General features: G+C 40.2%; 19 protein-coding genes. All 19 read right to left on the reverse strand.

The window, feature by feature from the left end:
• Position 1 precedes the first annotated feature (1 nt).
• The 19 genes from carB to HMPREF3032_RS03740 all read right to left on the reverse strand — a co-directional run bounded on the left by carB (position 2) and on the right by HMPREF3032_RS03740 (position 24455).
• Positions 2-3199, reverse strand: coding sequence for a carbamoyl-phosphate synthase large subunit (gene carB / locus HMPREF3032_RS03650; protein WP_369813340.1), 3198 nt, complete (start codon positions 3197-3199; stop codon positions 2-4).
• A 2-nt stretch (positions 3200-3201) separates the two neighbouring features.
• A complete protein-coding gene (gene carA / locus HMPREF3032_RS03655; protein WP_062401985.1) occupies positions 3202-4269 on the reverse strand; it encodes a glutamine-hydrolyzing carbamoyl-phosphate synthase small subunit in 1068 nt (355 codons plus the stop codon).
• On the reverse strand, positions 4266-5555 hold the full coding sequence (locus HMPREF3032_RS03660; RefSeq protein WP_062401988.1) for a dihydroorotase: 1290 nt from the start codon (positions 5553-5555) through the stop codon (positions 4266-4268). The genes carA and HMPREF3032_RS03660 overlap by 4 nt, the downstream gene beginning before the upstream one ends.
• Entirely contained in the window at positions 5539-6489 is a 951-nt protein-coding gene (locus HMPREF3032_RS03665; protein WP_009353673.1) for an aspartate carbamoyltransferase catalytic subunit, read from the reverse strand. The genes HMPREF3032_RS03660 and HMPREF3032_RS03665 overlap by 17 nt, the downstream gene beginning before the upstream one ends.
• A gap of 374 nt (positions 6490-6863) precedes the next feature.
• A complete protein-coding gene (locus tag HMPREF3032_RS03670; protein ID WP_009353675.1) occupies positions 6864-7376 on the reverse strand; it encodes a flavodoxin family protein in 513 nt (170 codons plus the stop codon).
• Positions 7377-7694: 318 nt separating this feature from the next.
• Positions 7695-9362 carry a heme anaerobic degradation radical SAM methyltransferase ChuW/HutW gene (gene hutW / locus HMPREF3032_RS03675; protein WP_062401991.1) on the reverse strand — a complete coding sequence of 556 codons (1668 nt, stop codon included), beginning with the start codon at positions 9360-9362 and terminating at the stop codon, positions 7695-7697.
• A 33-nt stretch (positions 9363-9395) separates the two neighbouring features.
• A complete protein-coding gene (locus HMPREF3032_RS03680) occupies positions 9396-10169 on the reverse strand; it encodes an energy transducer TonB (RefSeq protein WP_009353703.1) in 774 nt (257 codons plus the stop codon).
• 12 nt (positions 10170-10181) lie between these two features.
• Entirely contained in the window at positions 10182-10577 is a 396-nt protein-coding gene (locus HMPREF3032_RS03685) for an ExbD/TolR family protein (protein ID WP_009353705.1), read from the reverse strand.
• On the reverse strand, positions 10564-11199 hold the full coding sequence (locus HMPREF3032_RS03690; RefSeq protein ID WP_009353689.1) for a MotA/TolQ/ExbB proton channel family protein: 636 nt from the start codon (positions 11197-11199) through the stop codon (positions 10564-10566). The genes HMPREF3032_RS03685 and HMPREF3032_RS03690 overlap by 14 nt, the downstream gene beginning before the upstream one ends.
• 92 nt (positions 11200-11291) lie before the next feature.
• On the reverse strand, positions 11292-12293 hold the full coding sequence (locus HMPREF3032_RS03695; protein ID WP_062401994.1) for a helix-turn-helix domain-containing protein: 1002 nt from the start codon (positions 12291-12293) through the stop codon (positions 11292-11294).
• A gap of 289 nt (positions 12294-12582) precedes the next feature.
• A complete protein-coding gene (locus HMPREF3032_RS03700) occupies positions 12583-13920 on the reverse strand; it encodes a hypothetical protein (protein ID WP_062401997.1) in 1338 nt (445 codons plus the stop codon).
• Positions 13921-13927: 7 nt separating this feature from the next.
• Complete coding sequence (gene whiA / locus HMPREF3032_RS03705) at positions 13928-14881, reverse strand: DNA-binding protein WhiA (RefSeq protein ID WP_038144788.1); 954 nt, start codon at positions 14879-14881, stop codon at positions 13928-13930.
• 59 nt (positions 14882-14940) lie between these two features.
• A complete protein-coding gene (gene yvcK / locus HMPREF3032_RS03710) occupies positions 14941-16290 on the reverse strand; it encodes a gluconeogenesis factor YvcK family protein (protein ID WP_062402000.1) in 1350 nt (449 codons plus the stop codon).
• Between the two features lie 37 nt (positions 16291-16327).
• Entirely contained in the window at positions 16328-17242 is a 915-nt protein-coding gene (gene rapZ / locus HMPREF3032_RS03715) for an RNase adapter RapZ (protein ID WP_062402003.1), read from the reverse strand.
• A 19-nt stretch (positions 17243-17261) separates the two neighbouring features.
• A complete protein-coding gene (locus tag HMPREF3032_RS03720) occupies positions 17262-18053 on the reverse strand; it encodes a Cof-type HAD-IIB family hydrolase (protein WP_062402006.1) in 792 nt (263 codons plus the stop codon).
• A gap of 260 nt (positions 18054-18313) precedes the next feature.
• Positions 18314-20494, reverse strand: coding sequence for a protoporphyrinogen oxidase (gene hemG, locus HMPREF3032_RS07700; protein ID WP_072270753.1), 2181 nt, complete (start codon positions 20492-20494; stop codon positions 18314-18316).
• A 1-nt stretch (position 20495) separates the two neighbouring features.
• Positions 20496-21416: a ferrochelatase gene (gene hemH / locus HMPREF3032_RS03730; RefSeq protein WP_062402009.1), complete on the reverse strand. Its 921-nt coding sequence runs from the start codon at positions 21414-21416 to the stop codon at positions 20496-20498.
• Positions 21403-22431 (reverse strand): uroporphyrinogen decarboxylase, encoded by a 1029-nt coding sequence (gene hemE, locus HMPREF3032_RS03735; protein WP_072270754.1) that lies wholly within the window; start codon positions 22429-22431, stop codon positions 21403-21405. The genes hemH and hemE overlap by 14 nt, the downstream gene beginning before the upstream one ends.
• A gap of 95 nt (positions 22432-22526) precedes the next feature.
• On the reverse strand, positions 22527-24455 hold the full coding sequence (locus tag HMPREF3032_RS03740) for a VWA domain-containing protein (protein WP_062402012.1): 1929 nt from the start codon (positions 24453-24455) through the stop codon (positions 22527-22529).
• Positions 24456-24489 lie beyond the last annotated feature (34 nt).

Below are 24489 nucleotides of genomic sequence, written 5' to 3' on the forward strand. Positions count from 1 at the left end.
ATTACTCCATTTCATAATCTTGCACTGCATCCACTGTAATAGCATCACCTGCGGTAGCTCGACTAGCTACAACATGTAATACTTCACGAGCTGTATCCAAAGATGTTAAGCATGGTACGCCCATTTCTACAGCTAAACGACGCAATTGGAATCCCTCTCGTTCTGGTTGTTTACCAAAGGTTAGGGTATTTAGCATCAAATCTACTTTACCTTCACGAATAGCATCTGCACAGTTTGGACTACCTTCAGATAGCTTATTCACTATAGTGCAATCTACACCGTGTTCTGTGAAATAACGACCAGTACCACCTGTAGCTTGAATGTGGTACCCCAATTCGATAAAACCTTTTGCCAAACGGGCTGCTTCTTCTTTATCACGATCGGCTACGGTCATCAAAATATTGCCTTTATCTGGAATGCGCATATTGGCTCCGTGAATCGCTTTGAACAAGGCATCTGCATAAGTACGGCCAATTCCCATTACTTCTCCAGTAGATTTCATTTCTGGTCCTAGTGCAATTTCTACCAACCCCATTTTTGAGAAGGAGAATACTGGTGCTTTTACAGCCACATGTGGACGGGCTAGCACTAATCCAGTTGGTAATCCCAAGCTTTCCAAGGTTTCTCCTAAAGCAATTCGTGTTGCATACTCCACCATGTTGATACCAGTTACTTTACTAATGAAAGGCACTGTACGGCTAGAACGAGGGTTCACTTCGATAACATGTAACTCATCATTAACCACAATATATTGGATATTGAGTACCCCTTTTACCTGCAACCCTTGAGCAATGCGACGAGTATAATCTACGATTTGATTCGTCAACTCTTCCGACAAATGTTGTGCTGGATATACCGCAATAGAATCTCCAGAGTGTACCCCTGCTCGTTCCACTTGTTCCATAATACCCGGAATGCATACATCGATACCATCAGAAATCGCATCTACTTCTACTTCCATGCCTACCATGTAGCGGTCGATTAACACTGGGTGATCTTTCGATGCTACTACAGCTTCTTTCATATAACGATCTAATTCTTGGTCATTATATACAATTTCCATAGCACGACCACCTAGTACATAAGACGGACGGACAATCAATGGATATTGTAAGCGTTTTGCTGCTTCTAAGGCTTCTTCATCGCTAGTCACCAACGCCCCTACTGGACGAGGAATTTCCAATTTTGCCAATAATTCATCGAAACGTTCACGGTCTTCTGCCATATCGATGCTGTCTACAGATGTACCTAGAATATTTACACCTCTTGCAGCCAACGGTCCTGCTAAGTTAATGGCTGTTTGTCCACCGAACTGAGCAATAACCCCTACTGGATTCTCCTTGCGGATAATTTCCATCACATCATCTACTGTCAACGGTTCAAAGTACAAGCTATCAGATGTATCAAAATCTGTACTTACTGTCTCTGGGTTATTGTTAATAATGATGGATTTCATGCCCGCTTTACGCAATGCCCAAGAGGAATGAACAGAGCAATAATCAAATTCTACCCCTTGTCCGATACGAATTGGACCGGAACCAAGAACGATAACGCTGTTTTCACCACGTGGTACTACTTCATCTTCTGTGGCATAGGCACTGTAATAATATGGTGTGTGCGCTTCAAATTCTGCGGCACAGGTATCTACGTATTTATAGGTTGGATGAATATTCCATTCATTGCGTTTTGCCAATACGTCTTCTGCACTACAATTTGCATATCTAGCAATGACTTTGTCTGGGAAAGAGTAACGCTTCGCAGTTTTTAAATTTGTTTCTGTTACACCATTAGTGGCCAAATCTTTTTCTACTAATATAATATTTTTAATTTTATTGATGAAGAAAGAATTTATTTTTGTAATATAGCAGATTTTCTCTACACTAATACCCACACGAAGAGCTTGAGCGATGACATAGAGACGTTCATCATCCACTAATTGTAATCGTTCAATCAGTTGCTCAGGCGTTTCATGAGCAATCTTTTTCAGTTCAATATGATCTAATCCAATTTCTAAAGAACGAATGGCTTTTAATAGAGAACCTTCTAAGGTTCTGTCGATAGCCATAACTTCGCCAGTGGCTTTCATTTGCGTTCCCAACGTACGGTCCGCCAAATTAAATTTTTCAAATGGCCAACGAGGAAATTTTGTTACCACATAGTCCAAGGATGGTTCAAAGCACGCTTTAGTTTCCCCTGTAACTGCATTTGTAATTTCATCTAAGGTCATGCCGATAGCAACCTTAGCTGCTACCTTAGCAATAGGATATCCCGTTGCCTTAGAAGCTAATGCAGAAGAACGAGACACGCGAGGATTTACTTCGATAACATAGTATTGATTACTATATGGGTCCAAGGCATATTGCACATTACAGCCACCTTCAATTTTAAGATAGCGAATGATATCAACCGAAGCCGTACGCAACATTTGGTACTGTGTATCATTCAACGTTTGCGATGGTGCCACTACTACAGAATCGCCTGTATGCACCCCTACTGGGTCAATGTTCTCCATATTACATACAATGATACAGTTATCTGCGCGGTCACGCATCACTTCGTATTCGATTTCTTTCCAACCAGCTACAGATCGTTCTACAAGAATTTGATGGATTGGACTAAGCTTGATGCCACGAAGAGCAATCATGTACATTTCTTCTTCGTTATGAGCAATACCGCCGCCTGTGCCACCTAGTGTATAGGCAGGACGGATGATGATAGGGTATCCAATACGATTGGCAAAATCCACTGCCTCCGCCACATCACTGAAAATATCAGATTCTGGCACAGGTTGGTTGATACGTTTCATTGCCTCTTTAAACAATTCACGGTCTTCCGCTTGTTTGATAGCCTCTAAAGTAGTACCCAATAATTTTACATTATACTCCTTAAGGACTCCTGCCTCTGACAGTTCTACCGCCATATTGAGACCAACTTGTCCACCTAATGTAGCCAACACACCATATGGGCGTTCTTTACGGATAATCTCTGTAACAAACTCCAAAGAAATCGGTTCAATATAAACACGGTCCGCAATATCACGGTCTGTCATGATAGTAGCCGGATTGGAGTTCACTAATACAACTTCATAACCTTCTTCACGAAGAGATTGACAAGCCTGTGTGCCTGCATAATCAAACTCAGCTGCCTGCCCGATAATAATTGGACCAGAACCAATTACAAGAACTTTTTTCTTTTCCATCATTAACCTCTTCTCATCAATGTTTTAAAACGTTCAAACAAATATACATTATCAGTCGGACCCGGAGACGCTTCTGGATGATATTGTACCGACATAATCGGCAATTCATTATGCACTAATCCTTCTACAGTACCATCATTTACACTGCGATGGGATACGCGCAATCCAGAACCCTCTAGGCTTGCTTCATCAACTGCATAACCATGATTTTGAGAGGTAATATGAACACGATTCGTATCTAAATCTTTTACTGGATGGTTAGATCCACGATGACCAAAACGCAACTTATACGTTTCACCACCAAATGCACGAGCAATCAGTTGATGTCCCATGCAAATGCCAAAAATAGGTTTTTGGCCTACTAATTTTTTTATTTCTTCAACAATTTCAGGTACGTCTTTCGGATCTCCCGGTCCATTGGACAAGAAGATTCCATCAGGATTGCAAGCCATCACTGTTTCAGCTTTTGTATGAGCTGGGAAAATTGTCAATCGACACCCTTCGTTTTCCAAAGATTGAAGAATATTTTCTTTTACACCAAAATCGTACACAGCTACATGAAACTCAGCTGTATCTTGACCACGGCGACCTTCCCATTTTGTGGTAACACGCATAATGTGATCTGTCGCTAGTGGTTGCGCTAATAAAGCATCGATTTTCTCTTGTGGTGTATCTGTTGGGCAAATAACCCCTTTCATCACGCCATGGCTGCGGATAGCACGTGTAATTGCACGTGTATCCACATTGTATAAACATGGAATACCATGGCTTCTCATATATTCCTCAAATGTCCCCTCATTTTGCCAATTACTAGGGAACGTACACAATTCTCCTACAATCATTGCCTTGCAATAGGGCTTAGAAGATTGATCTACCTCACGTGTGACACCATAATTGCCTACTAATGGGTAAGTTAAAGTAATAATTTGATCTGCATATGACGGATCTGTTAAAATCTCTTGATATCCCGTCATCCCTGTATTAAACACTACTTCGCCAACGATTGGCATGCCCCCCAGCAATGTGCCCTCAAAGATAGTTCCATTTTCTAATACCAGTTTTCCTGTCACCCGATTACAACCCCGTCTTTCATTACAACTTGTCCATCTACTACTGTTAATTTTGCTCTACCAGTGACTGTCATACCATCAAATGGACATGATTTACCACGAGTGTAGAATTTATTTCTATCTACAGTCCAAGTTTCATCTAAAGAAAGGACTGAGATATCCGCAGGTTTTCCTACTTCAAGTACGCCTCCGTCTACTCCGATTAATTGAGCTGGTTTAGTACTCATTAAATTGATGATTTCATCAATTGTGAGGATACCTGTTTTTAATACATGTGTAATTACTGCCGCAAAGGATGTTTCCAATCCTGTGAAACCATTTGCTGCACAGCAGAATTCCACATCTTTTTCTTCGTACGCATGTGGTGCATGGTCCGTAATTATTGCATCAATTGTGCCATCTTGTAATGCTTCTAACAACGCTTGGCGATGATCTTCAGAACGAATTGGTGGAGCCATTTTAAAGTCTGGATTATAATCTCGTAAATATTCATCTGTGAATACTAAATGTTGGCTTGTTACTTCACAAGTTACTTTGATTCCTTTTGCTTTCGCACGGCGTACTTGATCGACAGCTTCTTTTGTACTCACATGTGCAATATGGATATGTCCACCAGTCATTTCTGCTAGCATAATATCACGAGCTACCGCTAAATCTTCTGCCACAGCTGGGCGACCTTTTACACCCATTTCATAGGAAACGATACCTTCATGCATGTGACCTTCACAAGTTAAGCTACATTCTTCTGCATGGTCTACAACCATTTTTCCAAACATGGATGAATATTCTAAAGCACGACGCATGAAAGCAGCACTTTCTACATAATGTCCATCATCGGAGAAACCTACTACACCAGCTTCTGCCATATCACCCATTTCTGCAAGTTCTTTTCCTTGCAAGCCTTTAGACACAGCGCCCATAAAATCTACTTTTACAACCCCTGTCAATTCCGCTTGTTTACGCAATCCACGTACTAGTGGAGCGTTATCCACAACAGGGTTTGTATTTGCCATAGTTACAACACGTGTAAATCCACCTGCTGCTGCCGCTTGTGTACCACTGTGAAAGTCTTCTTTTGCTTCTTGACCTGGCTCACGCAAATGCGTGTGAATGTCAATTAATCCAGGAGCTACGATAAGACCTGTTGCATCGTATACCTCTGCTTGATTCGCTTGTAAATTTTGTCCAATTGCTGCAATTACACCATTTTCTACAAGAATATCTGCTACTTCATGTTGTCCTTTTGCCGGGTTAACTACCGTACCATTTTTAATCAGCAAGCTCACTACCGTCACCTCCGATAATTGTTAAGTATAAAATCGCCATACGGATGGCTACACCATTACGCACCTGTTCTTGGATTACTGATGCATCACCATACGCCACATCTGGCGCAATTTCAAGACCTCTATTCATTGGTCCTGGGTGCAATACTAATACATCATCTTTTGCATTTTCTAACACAGATTTATTAATACCAAAGATACGTGCATATTCACGATTACTTGGGTATAACGCGGAGTGAATCCGTTCTAATTGGATACGCAATACGTTTACCACATCTGCATCTTTCACAGCTTCACGTACATCATGATGAACTGTAACACCCAATTTTTCTAGTTCTGGGTATACTAACGTACGTGGACCAGCTAGATGCACGTCAGCACCCATTGTTTTTAATCCATAAATATTGGAGCGCGCTACACGGCTGTGCATGATATCGCCTATGATAACTACTTTTAAACCTTCTAATGTAGGTTTATGTTCTAAGATAGAGTACATATCTAATAAGGCTTGTGTTGGATGTTCATGAGCTCCATCTCCAGCATTGATAATAATTGGATCCACACATTTTGTGGCATATAAAGGAGCTCCTTCTTCACTAGAGCGCATTACGATGGCGTCTGTTCCCATATAAGACATCGTTAATAATGTGTCACGGAAACTTTCCCCTTTTGCCATAGAGCTACCGCTCTTGGAAATGTTGATGACATCAGCCCCTAAATATTTACCTGCTAACTCAAAAGAACTTCTTGTACGTGTACTATTCTCCATAAACAAGTTAATAATAGATTTGCCTTTTAATAATGGATGTTTCTTATTGTCCGATAAAACAATTTTTTTCATTTTTTTAGCTACACGTAAAATGAGTTCAATTTCTTCTTTTGACCGACCTTGCAGTCCTAATAGGTGCTTACCTTTTAAGCTGATTTCTCCCATCATAGCCTCCTTTGTAGTACTTCTATTACACGCAAAAAGACCCCTTGCCGTAAGGCAAGAGGTCGCATAGTTATAGTGATTCTATTATAGAGTACACCTATAGATTATAGGTAAAGTACTCCTACTACGTTCCCTTACTAGCCTCACAGGACTAATTTAAAAGGTTCAAATTACGCTCTTCGGTCTCTCGTACCGATTCATTAAGCTTATAAGTATTATAAGGCAAGGACGCTTATACGTCAAGAGATTTATTTACATTTTATACTATCTATACACATACTAGCATGTTATCTTCGTAAATGGAAAAAACTGCCATTTCTGGCAGTCTTTTTCGGAGTGTTATTATATTGCAACCTATTACATAGGTAGAAAACTTATAATTTAGCAATAACTTCTTCAACAAATGCTTTTGCATTAGCTAAGTCGTTTTCATCTGGATGAGATGCAGCTTGTGCATGACGTGCATCACGTTCAGGGCTTTTACCATGGTTATGGCCTTCTGGGAACATTTTGTACATCATTTCGATTACTTTCGGATCTACTTTACCTTGGCATTTGAAGTAACCTACTGGTGTTTGACCATTTGGTAACAATTTCGCAGCTGCTTCTACAGTTTCTTGTGCATGAGGAGATACTGGAGGAACCCCTAAAGTACAGAATAAAGCTACTTTTTCATTTGTGATTTCTTTAAGTACTGCTTGTGCCGCTTTATCAGCGTTACCTTGGTCTGCCCAGAAACCCATAAATACTACATCGTAAGATGCTAAATCAGCTGGAACTTCTTTCACAGATACACATGGTGTACCAGCAGGCAAAGCACTTGCCATAGCTTCTGCTACTAATTTTGTATTGCCTGTACGGCTTGAGTAAACTACGATTGCTTTCATTCATTTTCCACACTTCTAGGAAGTGCGCTCCTTTTACATAACATATAAATACTATAAATAGTATATCATTATTTTTGTATCTAACATTGTAGCCTAAGGCACAATGTTCATTTATCAGATATACATCCGCAGGCATTGCCTGCGGATACTGCACTCTCATTACTGAAGTGATTTTAAACGTACTATAGTATGATGCAGCCTACCAACTTTGACCTGGTATACCTGATTCCACTCTATGAGTGGCTATAGAACTATTACAGGAAACTATATTGTTTGGTTTGGTAAGGTGTGTAGGAGTTCACCTGTAATAGATACTACCTAAATATTTTTCTTAAATGGACTATGTCCTACTGTGCCATGAGCACGTGTAGTTTCCATATCTGTAGGATGCCCTTTTGGAATGCCCGCTGGATGTCCACCTGCTCCATGTGGATGCTTAGGTACACCTGCTGGATGTCCTCCCATTGGTACTCCTTCTGGATGTCCTTTTGGAACACCTGCTGGATGACCGCCTGCTCCCTGTGGATGTTTCGCCACACCTTCAGGATGACCACCACCTACATGTGGATGATCTTTTGGTCTACCACCATGGTTTTGAGCCGCAATATTTTCATGTAACAATGTGCTTTCACCCGTTAAGATGTACTGAACACATTCAATAACGGTTTGTGTAATATTGACATTCCAGAATCCACCAGCCGTTGTTAAGCGATATAATACGCCATTATATTCCATCAAACCACGAGTTACCCAAGTATCAAGCAACCAACGTAAGTCCTCTAATTTTGCATCCATTTCGATCAAAGTGTCTAGATTTAAAACACCTCGTTCCAAGGAACTGATTACATAATTAGAGAATTCTTGTAGTTCAGATTGTTTCATGAGAACCATAAATGGTTTTTTACCTTCTTCTACAAGAGCCTCATATGGAGGCAATACACGGTGTAACATTGTCATATATCCACCTAAATTACCACCAGCACCACAACCAAATGGATACATTGGGTATCCGGCTTTCGCCATAGTGTTGTACATAGAGCGTTCACGCGGTGCACGACTCCAATGAGCTGCACTTAAACGTGTAAAATCACGTTTCATCAAGTATTTTACAGCTGCCTCATACATTAATGCTTGTTCTTTAGTGGTAGCTGCTGGGCTTACTTTACCGCGTTCAATTAAGCTTTGTAAATCACTATTTTCAAACACATTTAATTGATATAGGTCCATACCATCTGCTGCAGATTGTTCAAGAATTTTTAAGTCTTCCATCCATACATCCATCGTTTGATCTGGTAAACCGTAGATTAAATCCACAATTACAGAACATTGTTGGTATGCTTTTAATTGTTCTAATCGAGACAACACTGTATCTTGATCATCTAAACGTCCCAATTGACGTCGTACGTGAGTATGGAAAGACTGTACCCCTAAGGACATACGGTTGACACCATGGCTCATCCATACATCCATTTTTTCAGGCACCAAGTCGTGAATACGACCTTCTAATGTCAACTCATAGTCATTGGCCAACGGGAAATATTCTTGGATGGCAGACAACATGCGTTTTGCATTATTAGCAGATAATGATGTTGGCGTACCACCACCAATAAAGATAGTGTGAATCAAACCATCACGGAACCGTGGTTGATCGGCAGCCATTTGCATTTCTTTCAATAACATATCTACATATTTATCTTCTGCATCTTGATTCGTAGCATGTTGATAGAATCCGCAGTAAGTACATTTAGTTTGACAGAATGGAATATGAATATATGCCGTTTGCATTTGCCCTGGAACAGGCGGTTGGTGCATTAATTCATTCCATACACGTTGTGCCTCATCCTTTTCTAAAGGACGACCACTTAGACCAGCATGTACTGCACGTTTGCTTGTAAAAGCATGTGTCAACGGCGTTGCTGTATCAAAACCAAGTTGAATATTACGTTGTTCCTCCGACATGGAGTCAAATAAAGTTTTTAAATCCATAATTCCTCCTGAATTATTTCTTGTGCCTTTGCACTAGTCACCATTCAAAGTGTAGTACACAGTGAATGTATTTGATACTGATGAGCCACTACCATTTGGATAATTGCCTATGCCATAGACAACATCTTGGGTATGACTGTTTAAAATACCAGGTCCTCCACCTGCCGAAACAGAGGCTATATTACCGCTCGCATCAATGGTTACGCTAACTGTAACACTACCTTGTAAGTTACGTTTTACTGCCATTGCAGGGTACGTACCTTGTGCTTGGGCTTGTACAGTAGCCACAAATCCTGCCCAGTCAAACGGTGCATTACCAGATGTAGTACCTACACCATCTCCATTACCTCCGCCACTGCCAGAGCCAGATCCACCACCGCTACCAGAGCCGTTACCGCTACCATCGCCAGTACCGTTTCCTGTTCCGTTACCGCCACCAGATCCACCACCAGTACCTTGGTTTGTAGATGTTCCATCACTTGCACCTGTAGCTGCGTTGGTAGATGTTGGCACATTCACAGCATCATCAACTGGCACTGGAGATGATAAACTTTGTTGCGCTGCTTGTACTTTAGCTTGTACAACTTCTTGTGAAAGTGGTTGAGGGAAAGATACCCCGCCGCCACCGCCACCGCCACCTGCGGATGCTTTTAAATCGTCGGAAATAGACATGTCAATTTCAAAAGCATTTTCGGTTTGTTTATGCTCTACTACGGATACTAAAGCAATACCTAACACAACAGCTAGGACAATGTGGATTACAACAGAGATTATGTAGGATTTTTTCCAGGAAATATATTGTTCCATGTGTCATCCTTTCTAGCTAGCAGCAATTGAGAACTTCTTAACCCCAATCGTTTTTAGCATATCCATAATGGCAACCACGAATCCATGTTGCGTATTTTTATCTGCTTGTAATAGTACCGCTGTATTTGGATTTTCTCCAATTTTGCTTGTAATATAGTTACGAGCTTCATCGATACTATATGGTTTAGAGTCAATCAAGATATGTCCTTCTTTATCCAATGTAAGAATGATAGGACTTTGTTTGACTTGTGTTGCTGATTGTGCTTGCGGTAATTGTACACCCAAGGACTTTTGTGCCACCGTTTCAATACTGTTCATCATGAAGAAAACCAGTAAGAAGAAAATGATATCGATCATTGGCACAATCATGAACTCAGGTTTCATTTTCAATCGACTATTTTGAAACATGAGAATCACTCCATTGTTCTTTCATACCATTTAATAATACTACAGATAAAGTTTCTGTATCATTGATAATTGCATCCATACGATGACTGAAGTATGTGTACACACAGAATGATAAAATAGCCACTAACAAACCAGTAGCTGTGGCAATCAAGGCTTCACCAACGCCGCCAGAAATAGCGGATGCACCAGCACCATTATCCAATACACTGAACGTGCCAATCATACCAGATACTGTACCTAATAAACCTAATAATGGAGAAATTGTTACGATAGCGCTCAAGTAATCTAAGTGAATTTTTAAATGAGAGGCTTCAATCATCATTTGTTCGGAAAACGCATTTTTCATACTTGTTTCGTTTTTGGAGTATGTTAATCCTGCATTCAAGATACGACCAGTTGCCGTTTGATTTGCCTCACATAACTCTTTCGCTTTCTTCCAATCATTATCTTTTATTGCAAAATACACATCATGACTAAATTCCTTTAGCAATGCAGTATTAGCTTTGAAATACGTATAACGCTCAATTCCAATTGCGATCACAATGATTGACAAAATAACCAATGGATACATTACTAATCCACCGCTGTTAAATAAATGTACAATGTATAAAAGGCTGTCCATATTATTACCTCCATTAAAAAAATATGATAATTTTTATCAGCTTATACTTATAATATCAAATTTAATAATTTCAAATCTACTCTAAATAGCTTCTACTTAATCCATTCCGACATTTTATTTATTTTCCTATATTCACTAGGTTTATGTCCCATAATAACCCGAAATGCTTCTGCAAACTTACTAGCATTTTCATAGCCATATCGGTTAGCTATGCTGAGAATACTATCATCCGTATTAGTTAAATCCTTTGCCGCCTCCTTTATCCGCATATGCTTAATATATTGATGAATGCTACTACCATAAATCCCTTTGAAACATTTTTTCAATGCTGTCGGTGCTAATCCATATGCTTTTGCCAATTCTTCAATAGTCGGTTTTTTGTGCAAATTTTTCATCAAAAATTCGTGCATACGTTTCACACTTTCCACATGTTTTCGTTCAAAATATGGCATACAGCAATCATCATCTGATGCGATGGTGCTTAATAACAATATGATTTCCATACATTTCAATTGAAATAACTGTGGCATCACTTCATCGGGAAGATCATATAAACTTTTAAAAATGTCACTAAGTTTAGATTCTCTACGACATACAAACCCAAATTCAAAATCCTGACAAAAGCGATTACATATGTCACGAAGATCAATCCGATCATGTCCTACGAACTTATTCACCATCTCTTGGGCCTTGGGGATATAAATAGATAAATTGATACCTTTATAATAAGAGGTAGGAAACTTTGTAGAGTGCACATAGCTAGGTGACTCTTTCCACCCTACAGAAATATCGTTTTCATCCATATATAATACTTTTCCATTATCAAAGGCGCACTCAATACGCCCTTCTTTGCAATAATGGATTTCAAACATACCATCTAAGGGTTTTGCACGGTGACGGATTTCTTTCATGGTCACCTCTTGGAACGTCAATTCTACTCCACCGAATACAGGATAACTATACATCTTTGCCTTACCTCGAGGCGTATTCATCTCATAAATGGTGCCATGTTCCACCTCGGTGGCAGACAACATGTCTATATCCATTACTTTAGGTTTGAACTTTTCTATTTTTTTCATACAATTTTGATTCATGCTCCTCCTTTCAAAAAAGCCCATTTGCTGTCTCATACGACTAACAAATGGGCCTCTTTGCCGAACTACATCGCCTACTTTAATCTGAGTATCATTTCTATTACTCATTATATTTATAATTAGCAATGATTGTCAATATAAAGTTTGTCTATCTAGATTGTTTTAAATTATATCATAAAATTTCAATTTGCATAGTTTCTTATATCACTAAGATTATTTGCTTATATACAACTAATTAAATCACTATTAATTTAAGATACCTTTTTGGATTATTTATATAAAGACTTGATTATTTTCCCAAAATTTTATGTACTAAATTAGTCACATATTGCGATCTACTACCATCTGTATTCTCACGTTCTGGAACTTGTGGAATCAACAAAAGTCTAACTGGTAAATTAGACGCCCCTGGTGACATGTATTCTAATAGTAAATCTTCTGGTCTATCAAATACATCTAATAGCTGTGTGTCATAAATAGTTTCATGTCCCAAATACGGACCTTTTACAGGCACATCATAGGTGCGTACACCTTTAGAAGATGTAATCCTGAATGTACCACTAAAAGCACCACCTAATGGATTAAAATACAAGGCATAGGGAGTGTTTCCTTCTGTGTGTAACACATATATATTAGAAATACCATAATTTCCTTTGTTTTTTACCGACTTATTATTACTAGTCTCGTCAACACCACTAATAAAGGCATCTTCTCGATCATTGGCAATTTCAAAACTAGCTGGGCCTGCTTCACTATTAAACTGCGGTTCCACCACATGGAATCGACGCATTCCTTCATAGGTACCACGCAACTCTACTTCATCTATAGGATGAATTGGTAATAAAGGCAAGCCATATGTAACGGTTGACTTAGGTTCCATCACCGCTACGGATGCATATACTGGTTCCGTAGTAGAAACATCGATAATACCACTGAATAAATCATCTTTTTTTATAAGAACTTTTTCCAACTCAGTAAAAATAGGGCGCACTTCCCCAGGACGCAATACAAATTCTGTACCACTAGTATCTTGTGATACTAACGAAATAGTTCGGGATGTAGCATCCTTTTTAATTTCTTCTTCAATTCTTTTTGTCTTTAGCTTCTTCGATTGTGCAAGATTCTCTTTTTGTTTTTTGATTTCTTGTTGCACTGCTTTAGAGCGAACTGGGATAGTTACGCCTTCATTAGCCCAAGCACCTAAGTCTAATGCAGTACTATTCAGTTCTTTTTTCGAAAGCTCTCGTCCCACTTTAAAATAGTCTGGGCTTGGTTTTGCATAAATAGATCGTTCTATTTCTACAAAAGCTGGAACATTCCCCTTATTTTCCAACAAAATACCTACTTTCATAGGTTCTGTTCGTTCGTTCACATGATAAAAGTAAATACGGCTATTTCCTCTCAGTGTACCTGCCGCTACAATCCCCGGCTCTTTTACATATTCCGGACTATCGGACAATAATAAAGTATCTATCTCCTTAACGGTTTTCACTTCTAAGGGTGTAAATGTATACTCATCAATATTTACCGTTCTCGGTACTTGTCCATACGTAGTGCCTAGCCCAAGTACTGTTAACATGCTCCCTAATAACCATTGTTTCCATTGTATTCGATTCATTAATTTCATACTACCTCTATTCTATCATAAGCCCCTCTGGCTCCCACTGTAAGGCGAGGGCTTCTAATTTACGTAAACGATGTCCAATACCAGATTTTGTCAATTCTCGTTTGTACTTTGTTTCATAGGCATCTACCAATTCTTGCAAACTACCATCCGGAAATTCTTGACGTAATATAGCTACCTCATAAAGACGAACTGGCAAGGAGTTGAGACCTTGATGTTTATCAATAATACGTATTGCATCTAATTGACGCACTGCTGCATTCACCGTTTTTTGTAAATTTGCTGTTTCACAGTTTACTTGACGATTAATGGTATTACGTACATCTTTCATAATTCGTACATTTTCAAAATTCATCAGGGCTGATTGAGCTCCCATAATTTGTAAACAGGAGGTCACCGCATCCCCTTCTTTTAAATATACTACAAACTCCTCTTTTCGCTCTACCTTTCGAGCATGTAATCGGAACATTTTTAAGACACGAATAATTTGATCTGCAAAGTCTTCCTTTGTAGTCATAAACTCCAAATGATAGTCACTTTGTGGCTTATTAACAGACCCGCATCCCAAAAAAGCGCCTCGCAAAAAAGCTCTTCGTGATTCCATGTCTTTTAACCATTCATCTGGAATCATAGCATCCACAGGCCATAATTGTAACTCCTCTAACGCAAGACGACTCTGTTCTGTAGGCTCTACCGTCAACGTATACATGTTCTTTTTGCGTAGATTTAGCCCTTTACGCACTAGCACAGAAGTAGGTAAATCATACTGTTCTTTAATAATTCCTAGCACTCGTCTAGCTACTGCATTATTAGCCGTCACCAAACGTACCCCTACGCGTCCTTGCATACCTAGTAAAATGGACCCACCCATCCGTAATAAACAAGAGGCCTCTACCTTGGATGCCCACGCATCTTCTGTTTTAAATTGGCACAATTCATTTTTTACATCTTCTGCAAATGACATAGCCTCTCCTTTACTATTTCTACTAGAAAATAGAGCCTCTAGAGGCTCTACTTTCATACTTAATGATCTTCTCGCTGTAAGTAATATTCTAAAATGTGCGGTTCAATATCCGTCTGCAAAGCATAGACAACATCCATGACCACTTTCGCTAACCGTTCAGAATTGTGGACCGCTTTATCTTGACTATCTACAAGATTTGCACGAACTGTCCGAATCCCCATCGATTGCAACACATCCATATCTACGTCTACTGGTTCTTGCCCCGCTTGTTTATAGTGTTCTAATGTGGCATCTTGGATTCTGTTATCATTCACAAGAACTGTATCGATAATTCCCACCTCACTATGTGCTTCAATGGCTTTCACATGGTCAGACACAGTATACCCATCTGTTTCACCTGGCTGCGTCATCACATTGCAAATATAAATCTTAGCCGCTTTAGAGTTAGCAATGTGATCCGCTACCTTATCAATTAATAGGTTCGGCATTACCGAAGTATATAAACTGCCCGGGCCTAAAATGATGGCATCGGCTTCATCAATAGCTTGCAAGGCAGCTCCTACAGGAGATGGTCTATGTGGCTCAGTATAGACCTTCGCAATTGGCTTACCCGCATTAGGGATATTACTTTCCCCTTCTACGATGGTACCATCCGTCAATTTAGCAATCAGTTTGATTTCTTCTGTAGATGATGGAATAACACGTCCCCGAACTCGCAAGATCTTGCTAGAGGCTTCTAAGGCTTTTTCCACATCATCTTTCAGCACTTGAGTCATTGCTGTTAAGAATAAATTCCCAAAACTATGGCCCGATAATTCTGCTCCTTTAGTAAATCGATACTGGAATAGTTCTTCCATAAGTCCTTCTTTTTCCGCTAATGCTACTAAACAGTTGCGTAAATCTCCAGGAGCAATCATTTGAAAATCTTCTCGTAACCGACCAGAAGAACCTCCGTCGTCTGCTACTGTAACAATAGCAGTTAAGTTTGTGGTTTTACTCTTTAGCCCTCGCAATAGCATAGACAATCCTGTACCACCGCCAATCACTACGATTTTGGGTCCTTGTCCTAAGCGAATTTTTTCAAAAATATAATCACTCACACCATCTTCTGTATTAGGCAAAATCGCATTCACAATGGTCTGAATGAGCTTACGTATCCCCCACAACATAGCTACCATACCCGCCACAATACCTGCTAAACCAAGACTGGCTATGACCGTATAGTTATAGGAGCCTGTGAGATGGAATAAAAATTCTAAGAAAATATCTTCAAAGTTGCTAATCCACTGGTAGTTCATCATCATAAGGACACCCACTACCAGCCAAATCGTGCCTAAAGAAAATAGGAATAGCCACCGCTTAATATTAATGCCTGGCGCAAACCAGCGCATCCAATTATTATATTTCATAGGCTTGAGAGACGAAAGAATCGTCCCACTCCTTTCTTTATAGGTCTAATCTAGAACGTGGATTCACATCTTCTTCTACATGATTACGCATCATATCACGATGTTCCACAGAAACATTACAGCCTTTTTCTTTCAAATGTGTATATAATGCCTCTGCCATTGCTACGCTACGATGCATACCGCCTGTACAGCCTACAGCTACCACAAATTGGCTTTTTCCCTCTTGTTCATAGTTTGGCACAAGGAAATCTAGTGTAGTAAAGAAATGCTTTTTAAATTCATCAGTCACTTCAAAGGAGTGAATATACTCTTTTACCACAGGTACGCGCCCCGATTTATGACGATATTCGGGAATGTAGTATGGGTTCGGCAAAAATCGCACATCCCATACCATATCCGCATCATTAGGCATGCCAAATTTAAATCCAAAACTTACCACTGTAATAGCCATGCCATCTGTTTGTTCTTTCACGTGACTAAAAGTACGGCGCATAAATGATTTCAAGGCAGATGTTTTCATGTTTGTGGTGTCGATAATATGATCCGCCTTGCTACGTACATCCGCCAAGAGTGCCCGTTCTTGTGACAGTCCTGTACTAATACGACCTGATGGTGCCAATGGGTGACTACGACGTGTTTCTTTATACCGGCGAATCAAAGTATCATCGCTAGCTTCCATGAACACAATTTCATAAGGCACACTCATAGCCGTCAAATCATCTAAAGCACTGTTTAAATCATCAAAAAATTCACGACTGCGGATATCTACCACTAAGGCTACTCGACTCACTTTAGTGCCTGCACTTTGACGACAAATTTCACTAAACTTAGGAATCAACACAGGAGGAATATTGTCGATACAGAAATATCCCATATCTTCCAAGACTTGCATCACTTGTGTTTTACCTGCTCCGGACATACCGGTCACAATGATTAAACGAAACCCTTCCATGAGGCCCTCCTACAAAATTTTATAACACATTCGCTTCAATCCATTTAGCGACCCCATCGTTTTCATTTGTGTCGCATACTTCTTTGGCAATTGTCTTCACATGTTCCTCTGCATTCCCTACTGCCACGGAATGACCTGTTACTTGTAACATAGAAATATCATTTTCTGAATTACCAAAGGATACCATATCTGTTAAACCGATGCCCAATTGCTCACCCATAAAAGCCAAGGCTTCCCCTTTAGATACATGAGGTGCTACGATTTCTAAAAAATTTACCTTAGACCGAACTAAATCAACCATATCGCCTACTTCTTTGGAAAGAATAGCAATCACCTCTGCCATACGTTCAGGTTCTTCCACTACTAATAGTTTGTTTGTCCCTTTTTGAGGTTCATAGATCGCATCTCCTACATACATAGCCTTAGCACCTGTAATCTCTTCATAAAGACGAGAAAACTCTGTTTCACTGTGTACTAACAATTCATCATCAATATAGGACTGAATATAGATATTATGCTCTTTTGCGATGGCTAATACCTTATGCGCTACCTCTGGTGGAATAGCTCGTTCCCAAATAAGTTCCTTGCTTTCCACACGTTGGATAACTCCGCCAGAATACAATACCATCGGTACATCACCTAAGCCTAAGCGATGTGCTACAGGATATGCCGTTTGGTACATTCGACCTGTGGCAATGAGTACCTCAATTCCCTTGTCCTGTGCTTTTTTTAGGACTTCTTTTGTATAATCAGACACGGTACTATCATCACGTAACAGCGTATCATCTAAGTCTATAGCTAACAATTTCATGACATCACTCCTTTATCATATCTTTCATTATACCATATAACAACGTATAACTACTGCATAAGTATTACTAAGATACAAATAATTCTATCTAACATGATACAAATATAGCTCAACCACGAATGTTGTCCACAACGCTTAAATTAGTAGCCACCACATTGGCGAAAAGCAAAAAAATACGACAGGTTTATAATCCAGTATGGTACTAGTATGCAAACCTGTCGCAATTTCATCACTTTATAATTTAATACCCTATTGATACATTAGGAAAACAGATGATCTATACCATCCATATCCAGAATCGTGCCAATCGTAAATGGTCCAAAGATACCAAAACGAGCACTTACTTCATCAAATCGCATTTCATTGACAATTTTTTTAAACTGAATTGGATCATCACTCATCAATGTAATACCCCATTCCCAATCATCCATGCCAAAAGCACCCGTCGTAAACTCTTTGATAGTGTCTTCATATTTTTTGCCAATTTGTCCATGAGAACGCATCATGCTACCACGGCTTTGACGATCCAACATATACCAATTATCTGTTAGATTACGTTGCTTCGCCATAGGATAAAAGCACATACACGCCAATCTAGGAATTTTTGGATATAACCGAGCTTGTACTTTTGGATGGTCTTTCGGAGATTTCACATAATTGCTTACTTCAATCACAGATACAAAAGAAGATTCTGGCTGTAATACACTAAAGATTGGTAATTTTTTTAGTGTCAATTCTACTTCGTTCAAATCTTGCAAGCTTGGTTGCAAGAACCAAAACATAATATCTCCCTTGTGACCATTGATTTGGTACATAGCATAGCTACTTGTATGGGCCTCATGAGCTGTTTCTAAATTCCCAATAAATGCTTTGAAAGATTGCAATACTTCAATTTGTTGCTCAGCAGACCAGCTTCTCCATTTTTCAAAATTGATGGAATAATTAGCGTGTAAGCTAAACCAACCTTCGTATGTTTCAGGTACTTTTTCTAGTCCTGTAGTATGTCCATGCATAGGTGTTGCACCTGCATGAACAGATTCTGTATGTGTATCCATAGGAACTACCTCCTTAGTTTCTTCTTTCCATGCTTCTACCAATTCATAGGCTTGTTTGATGCCATCTGGCATGCCGACCCCTTTAAATGGAGTTCCAATTAATGCCAATCCCGGATAGTGTTCTTGGGCATGGTCCATGAGGGTTGCCACTCGTTCTTTGTGGCCCACTTCATATTGGGGCATACTTTTTTGTAACCGTACCACTTCTATCCATTCTGGATTTCCTGTAAACTTCAATATATTTCGTATTTCTGAAAGCGCCAATTCACACAGTTCTTCTTCACTGTGCGTATCTACCGTAGAGTCTGTAGGCTTCCCTAAAAAGACGCGTAGTACCACCTTGTCTTGTGGTGTCGTTTGTGGCCACTTACTAGAAATGTAAGTACATGCCGTCAATGGCGTCTCTGTGCTGCGAGTAATCACAAAGCCTGTGCCTTGCAATGGTTTTGTAAACGCTGACTTCGGCAAACTCATAATGACAATGGCACAAGAAGATTGTTCCATATGCCGCAAGTCTTCAAATTTTTCATCTCCCAAAAAAAATTTTTCATAGGCTTTAGGTGGCGTAGTAATCACAAGACGGTCATAGGAGTCTGTACCGTTTTGTGTTTGCACTGTATAGAGCTTATCTGTGTATGATGCCTCTAGCACCTCAGTCGATGTGTGCAAAGAAACGTTCTTTGGCATTTGTTCCACAAGAGCATCTACTAATGATTCTAAACCTCCCGTTAATTGGGCAAATTGTCCTTCGGTAGCCGCCCCAGATTGTTTGCGCATACCTTGCATAGCCATCATACCTTTGACCAAGTTTCCATGCTTTTGTTCTAATTGACGAAATTCTGGAAAGGTTCCCAGTAAACTTAAGCGTTTTAAGTCTCCACCGTAGATACCAGATAAGAGAGGTTCAATTAATAAATTGACTAGTTCATCCCCTAAATGATACCGGAAAAAGGCATCGATACTCATATCTTCATTTCCTGGATATGGTTTCTTAAAAATATCTAATCCAGCTCGTAATTTACCAAACCAACTTAATAAGCTAGACATAGCAAAAGGAAGAAATTCTGTAGGGATGCCAATGATGGATCCTCCAGGGATAGGCTTCATTTGACCTTGATGATAAATATAGGATTCTCCCGTAGCATTACGTACCAAGGTATCACCTAATCCCAATTCCTGTACCAAATCTGTCATAGATGTTTTTCTGGCTAAATACGAATCAGGCCCCACTTCTACCACATAGCCATCGCGACGTTTTGTTTGTACCTTTCCACCCCAACGATTCGAAGATTCTAGGACATGAATGTCCCAGTTAGGAAATGCTTTGCCCATATAATACGCTGCAGATAAGCCCGTTAGACCACCACCAATAATTGCTACTTTCATATTATCCCTCCTTCAAGAGAGCTGTTAATACACCATGCGCCATGGCTTTCACAAAGAGAGTGTCACGATCTGGCATAGGCACTCGCACATAGGTCATCCCCAACTGTTCACATTGGTCCCGCCGTTCTATATCTAAATCATAGGACACTTCCATATGGGTGCAAGTAAATCCGATAGGCATATATACCACATGGGTATGCCCTTCTACGCCCGCTTGTTCTGTCACCTTTTCTACTGTAGGTGTTAGCCATTCCCCACGAGTACCTGCACTTTGCCAAGCTAGGGTAGCATTGGGCAACACCAATTGATCTGCTATAGATTGCATCACCCGTTGTAAGCTATGCACATATCCATCATAGGAAATTCCTTGCATCAGTGGCACACTATGGGCAGTAAAGACATACAGCGGTTTTGCCGTAATAGGCAATGTACGCATAGTCTTCTGTACTCGGTCTGTCCAAGATTGCACTAATGTCGGTACATCTGCCCAATGTTCTACTACCTTCCATCGGTCATTCATAAACGGTTTCAGTGGCTCTAGATAGGATGCATTTAATATGTCTGTTCCATAAGGATTCATCATAAGTACCACTACTGTATCATAGTGGCCCAATTCCTTCGCTACATCCCCGATGAGTGGTTCTATATATTTATGTGCTTGTACCACCGTTACCTTTGCAAAGGGTAGTTCGTTTTGTAACTCTTCTTGTAACCGCTCTACTTGCCATGCGGTAGACTCCATTAACTGAGATTGTCCACCAATGCGTTCATACTTATGTCGCAATCCTTGTAATTCTTTGTCACTTGGCCCGTGACCTCTCCGTATGCGGGTATAATATGTTTTCACATCTTCTAAGGAGCGGGGAGAGCCATAATCTAATACCAATACACAAACTTGTTGTATCTCTTTATCCTCTGTCATGTACATACTCCACTATGTTTCGCAATACTTTAGGATTCGCATCTGGCACAACACCGTGGCCTAAATTAAAAATATGCTTTCCATGAGCAGCACCTTCTTCCAAAATACGATCAATTTCACCTTGAATTGTCTTCCAATCTGCAAATAAATAGGCAGGGTCCAAATTCCCTTGTAATGTTTGCTTGATGCCCATCGCACTTGCTTCTGCAATGGAGCATCTCCAATCGCAACCGATTACATCTAATGGCAATTCTTTCCACACTGGGAATAAATGCTTAGTACCTACGCCGAACATAGTGATAGGAATATGAGGATATCGTTCTTTAATAGTCCCAATAATATGTTTCATATACGGGAATACGCCACATTCATATTGTTCCATGGAAAGGGCTCCAATCCATGAATCAAAAATTTGAATTGCATTCACACCCGCCTGAATTTGACCTTCCATATAAGTAATGGACATAGTAGTCAATCGCTCCATCAAAGCATGCCAAATCTCAGGGGTTGCCACTAAACATTGACGAGTTTTCTGGTAATTCTTAGAAGGGCCACCTTCAATCATATAGCTAGCCAATGTGAAAGGAGCTCCTGCAAAGCCAATTAAGGGAACTGTGAGCATTTCTTTCGTCAACATTTGGATCGTTTTCACCATAAAGTCCAATGATTCTTCTACTACAATATCCCGTAGCTTTTCCACATCATCTTTGGACCGAATAGGATTGGAAATCACTGGCCCTATACCAGATTTTATGTTCACATCTACGCCCATAGGCACCAAAGGCGTCATAATATCCTTGTACAAAATAGCCGCATCCACATCATACTCATGAACGGGAAGAGCTGTTACTTTTGCACATAATTCCGGTTGATGAGTAATCTCAAATAGGCTATATCGCTCTTTAATCTTGCGATACGCCGCTTGACTTCGTCCCGCTTGACGCATAAACCAAACTGGTCTACGGGACACCGACTCACCTGCAATCATTTGCAAATAATCCTGTCGTTTTTCCATATATAATTACACCTTACCTTTTATCAAACCAAACTTGGATTCTATATTCTATTGTAGCATATGGCGCATGTATTTACCTATATATTCTGTCACTTCTAAATGACTATATATTGATTTATATCTATAAGTTCTGCCCCTAACATATGAGCAATTTCTTTGGCGCGGTTCATGCGAACAAAACTGGTGTCTGTATCGATGACCGTCGTTTGTATTCCCTGATTCGCAAGCCATCTACCGATGTCGTCTAGTCCCTGCAGTGCTTGTGAGGTGACCTTCCCATCTGTAATAATTACAACCTTTGCCTGTACATGCCCCATTTGAGACATGTCATTGCCTATCTGTTTGACCGCTTCCTCAATACCTTTTACAAAGGGCGTTCTGCCCCCAATACGAGCTTCTCCCAATGCTTTGGGGATGGTCTCAATTCGCTGTGTCAGCGGCACCACACATTGCGCCCCATGCTTTTGAAAGGTGATGAGCGATACATACTGTCGTTTTACATACATCATCTGTACCAATTGCGAAAGTAACTTCTCTGCCCCCTGTAATCGTTGTCTCTGCCCCATAGATCCACTTGTATCAACTACTAAATAGATGGCTTCTTTTGGTATTTCCTGATACATAGCATATCTGATATCTTCTATAGTTAGCCGAATCGGTACTTTCCGACTGTGTACAATCCCTTGTACTATCGTTGGTATCCATGCAATGGTTCTCCCCATAGTTCCTTGACGATGTACCTTAGGGCCTCGACCGTCATCACTGATGTCTATGTGTTTCTTTGCCAGCCCAGATTGCAACATCCCATATAAATGTAACACCTGCGTTTCCACTGCTTCTGAAAGTGCAAAGGACTCCTCTACCTTATCTCTATGGGACTCACGTTGGCCCTCTCCGCTCGTATCCTTTTCTTTCCCTATTCCATCATATCTAGTAGCTAGTTCCTCTTCTGTCTGATTAGATTCTAGAGTAGTTTCCTCTATTAGTTGTTCCTCGTGAGAACTATCCCTATCTGTCGTCATCCCTTGAGTCACCTTTCCCGTTGACTCATCACGATCGTTCTTCCTATCTATTCCCTGTGAGATATTGTCCTCTTCCTTTCGGTTTGAAGTCGTCTCTTCCGTTTTTTCTTGTTCCGTGCTTGTGTCCTCAGATGGCATTCGGTCAGATGAATCCTGTGCCTCTCCATCTTGCTGTATCCGAGGATTCACTAGGTTCTTCATTTTCTGTGGTAATGTCCAAGGAAGTACTGTTTTTACATCAGTAGGCTCCACAAACTGATGGCCTTTTTCTCTAGCTAAACCGATGGCCGCTTTTAGTAAAATATATTCCATACCCATAAAGGAAATGTTGAATCTCTCTACTAGACTGGAAATATATGTATATATGCTATCATGCACGAAGGGGGTTCCAGGTGCATCCATTAATTTCCCCTTAGAACAAATCGACTCTTCTTCATGAGTTTTATATACATCTACTAATGTTCCCTCGTGAAAAGTTCCCTCCCCGTGGTAACTTTCACGAGTCGTACCATTCTCATATATATCTGCATGGTCTCTATCTGCTAGGATCCGCACTCTAGTATCCGCATCCGGTGATTCTATGGGTATCCACAAATCCATATCATAGACCCATTCTGAAAGCCCTTCTGCTCCCGTATAGGTCCCAATGATTTGTAGCGGTCTTCCCTCTTCGTACCGACGATTTTGCTCGTAAAGAATCCGTAACCACATGGACCGGTCAAAGTGATCCAATCCTTCGCAGATAAGCAAGTCATACACGTCCCAAGGATGTGCTTGTTTTACAATTTGAGCTGTTTCTAAGGTCCTTTGTATATCCACTGCTTCCTGCATAGCACTCACATCTGTGTGGGATGTAATCGTCGTATAGGTTCGGCCCCTATCAAGCAATGCGTGTAACAGGGCATAAGTTTTTCCCGTTCCCACTTCACCTGAAATCAGTAATGTCCGCAACAAAGGTTCTTGCAAAAAGAGGTGAATGCCTGTATTCAGTTGTACACTCATACCATTTACCTCCTTTAACAAAATCTTTGATAAT

It is taken from the genome of Veillonella sp. DNF00869 (genome assembly GCF_001553345.1).
GTDB lineage: Bacteria > Bacillota > Negativicutes > Veillonellales > Veillonellaceae > F0422.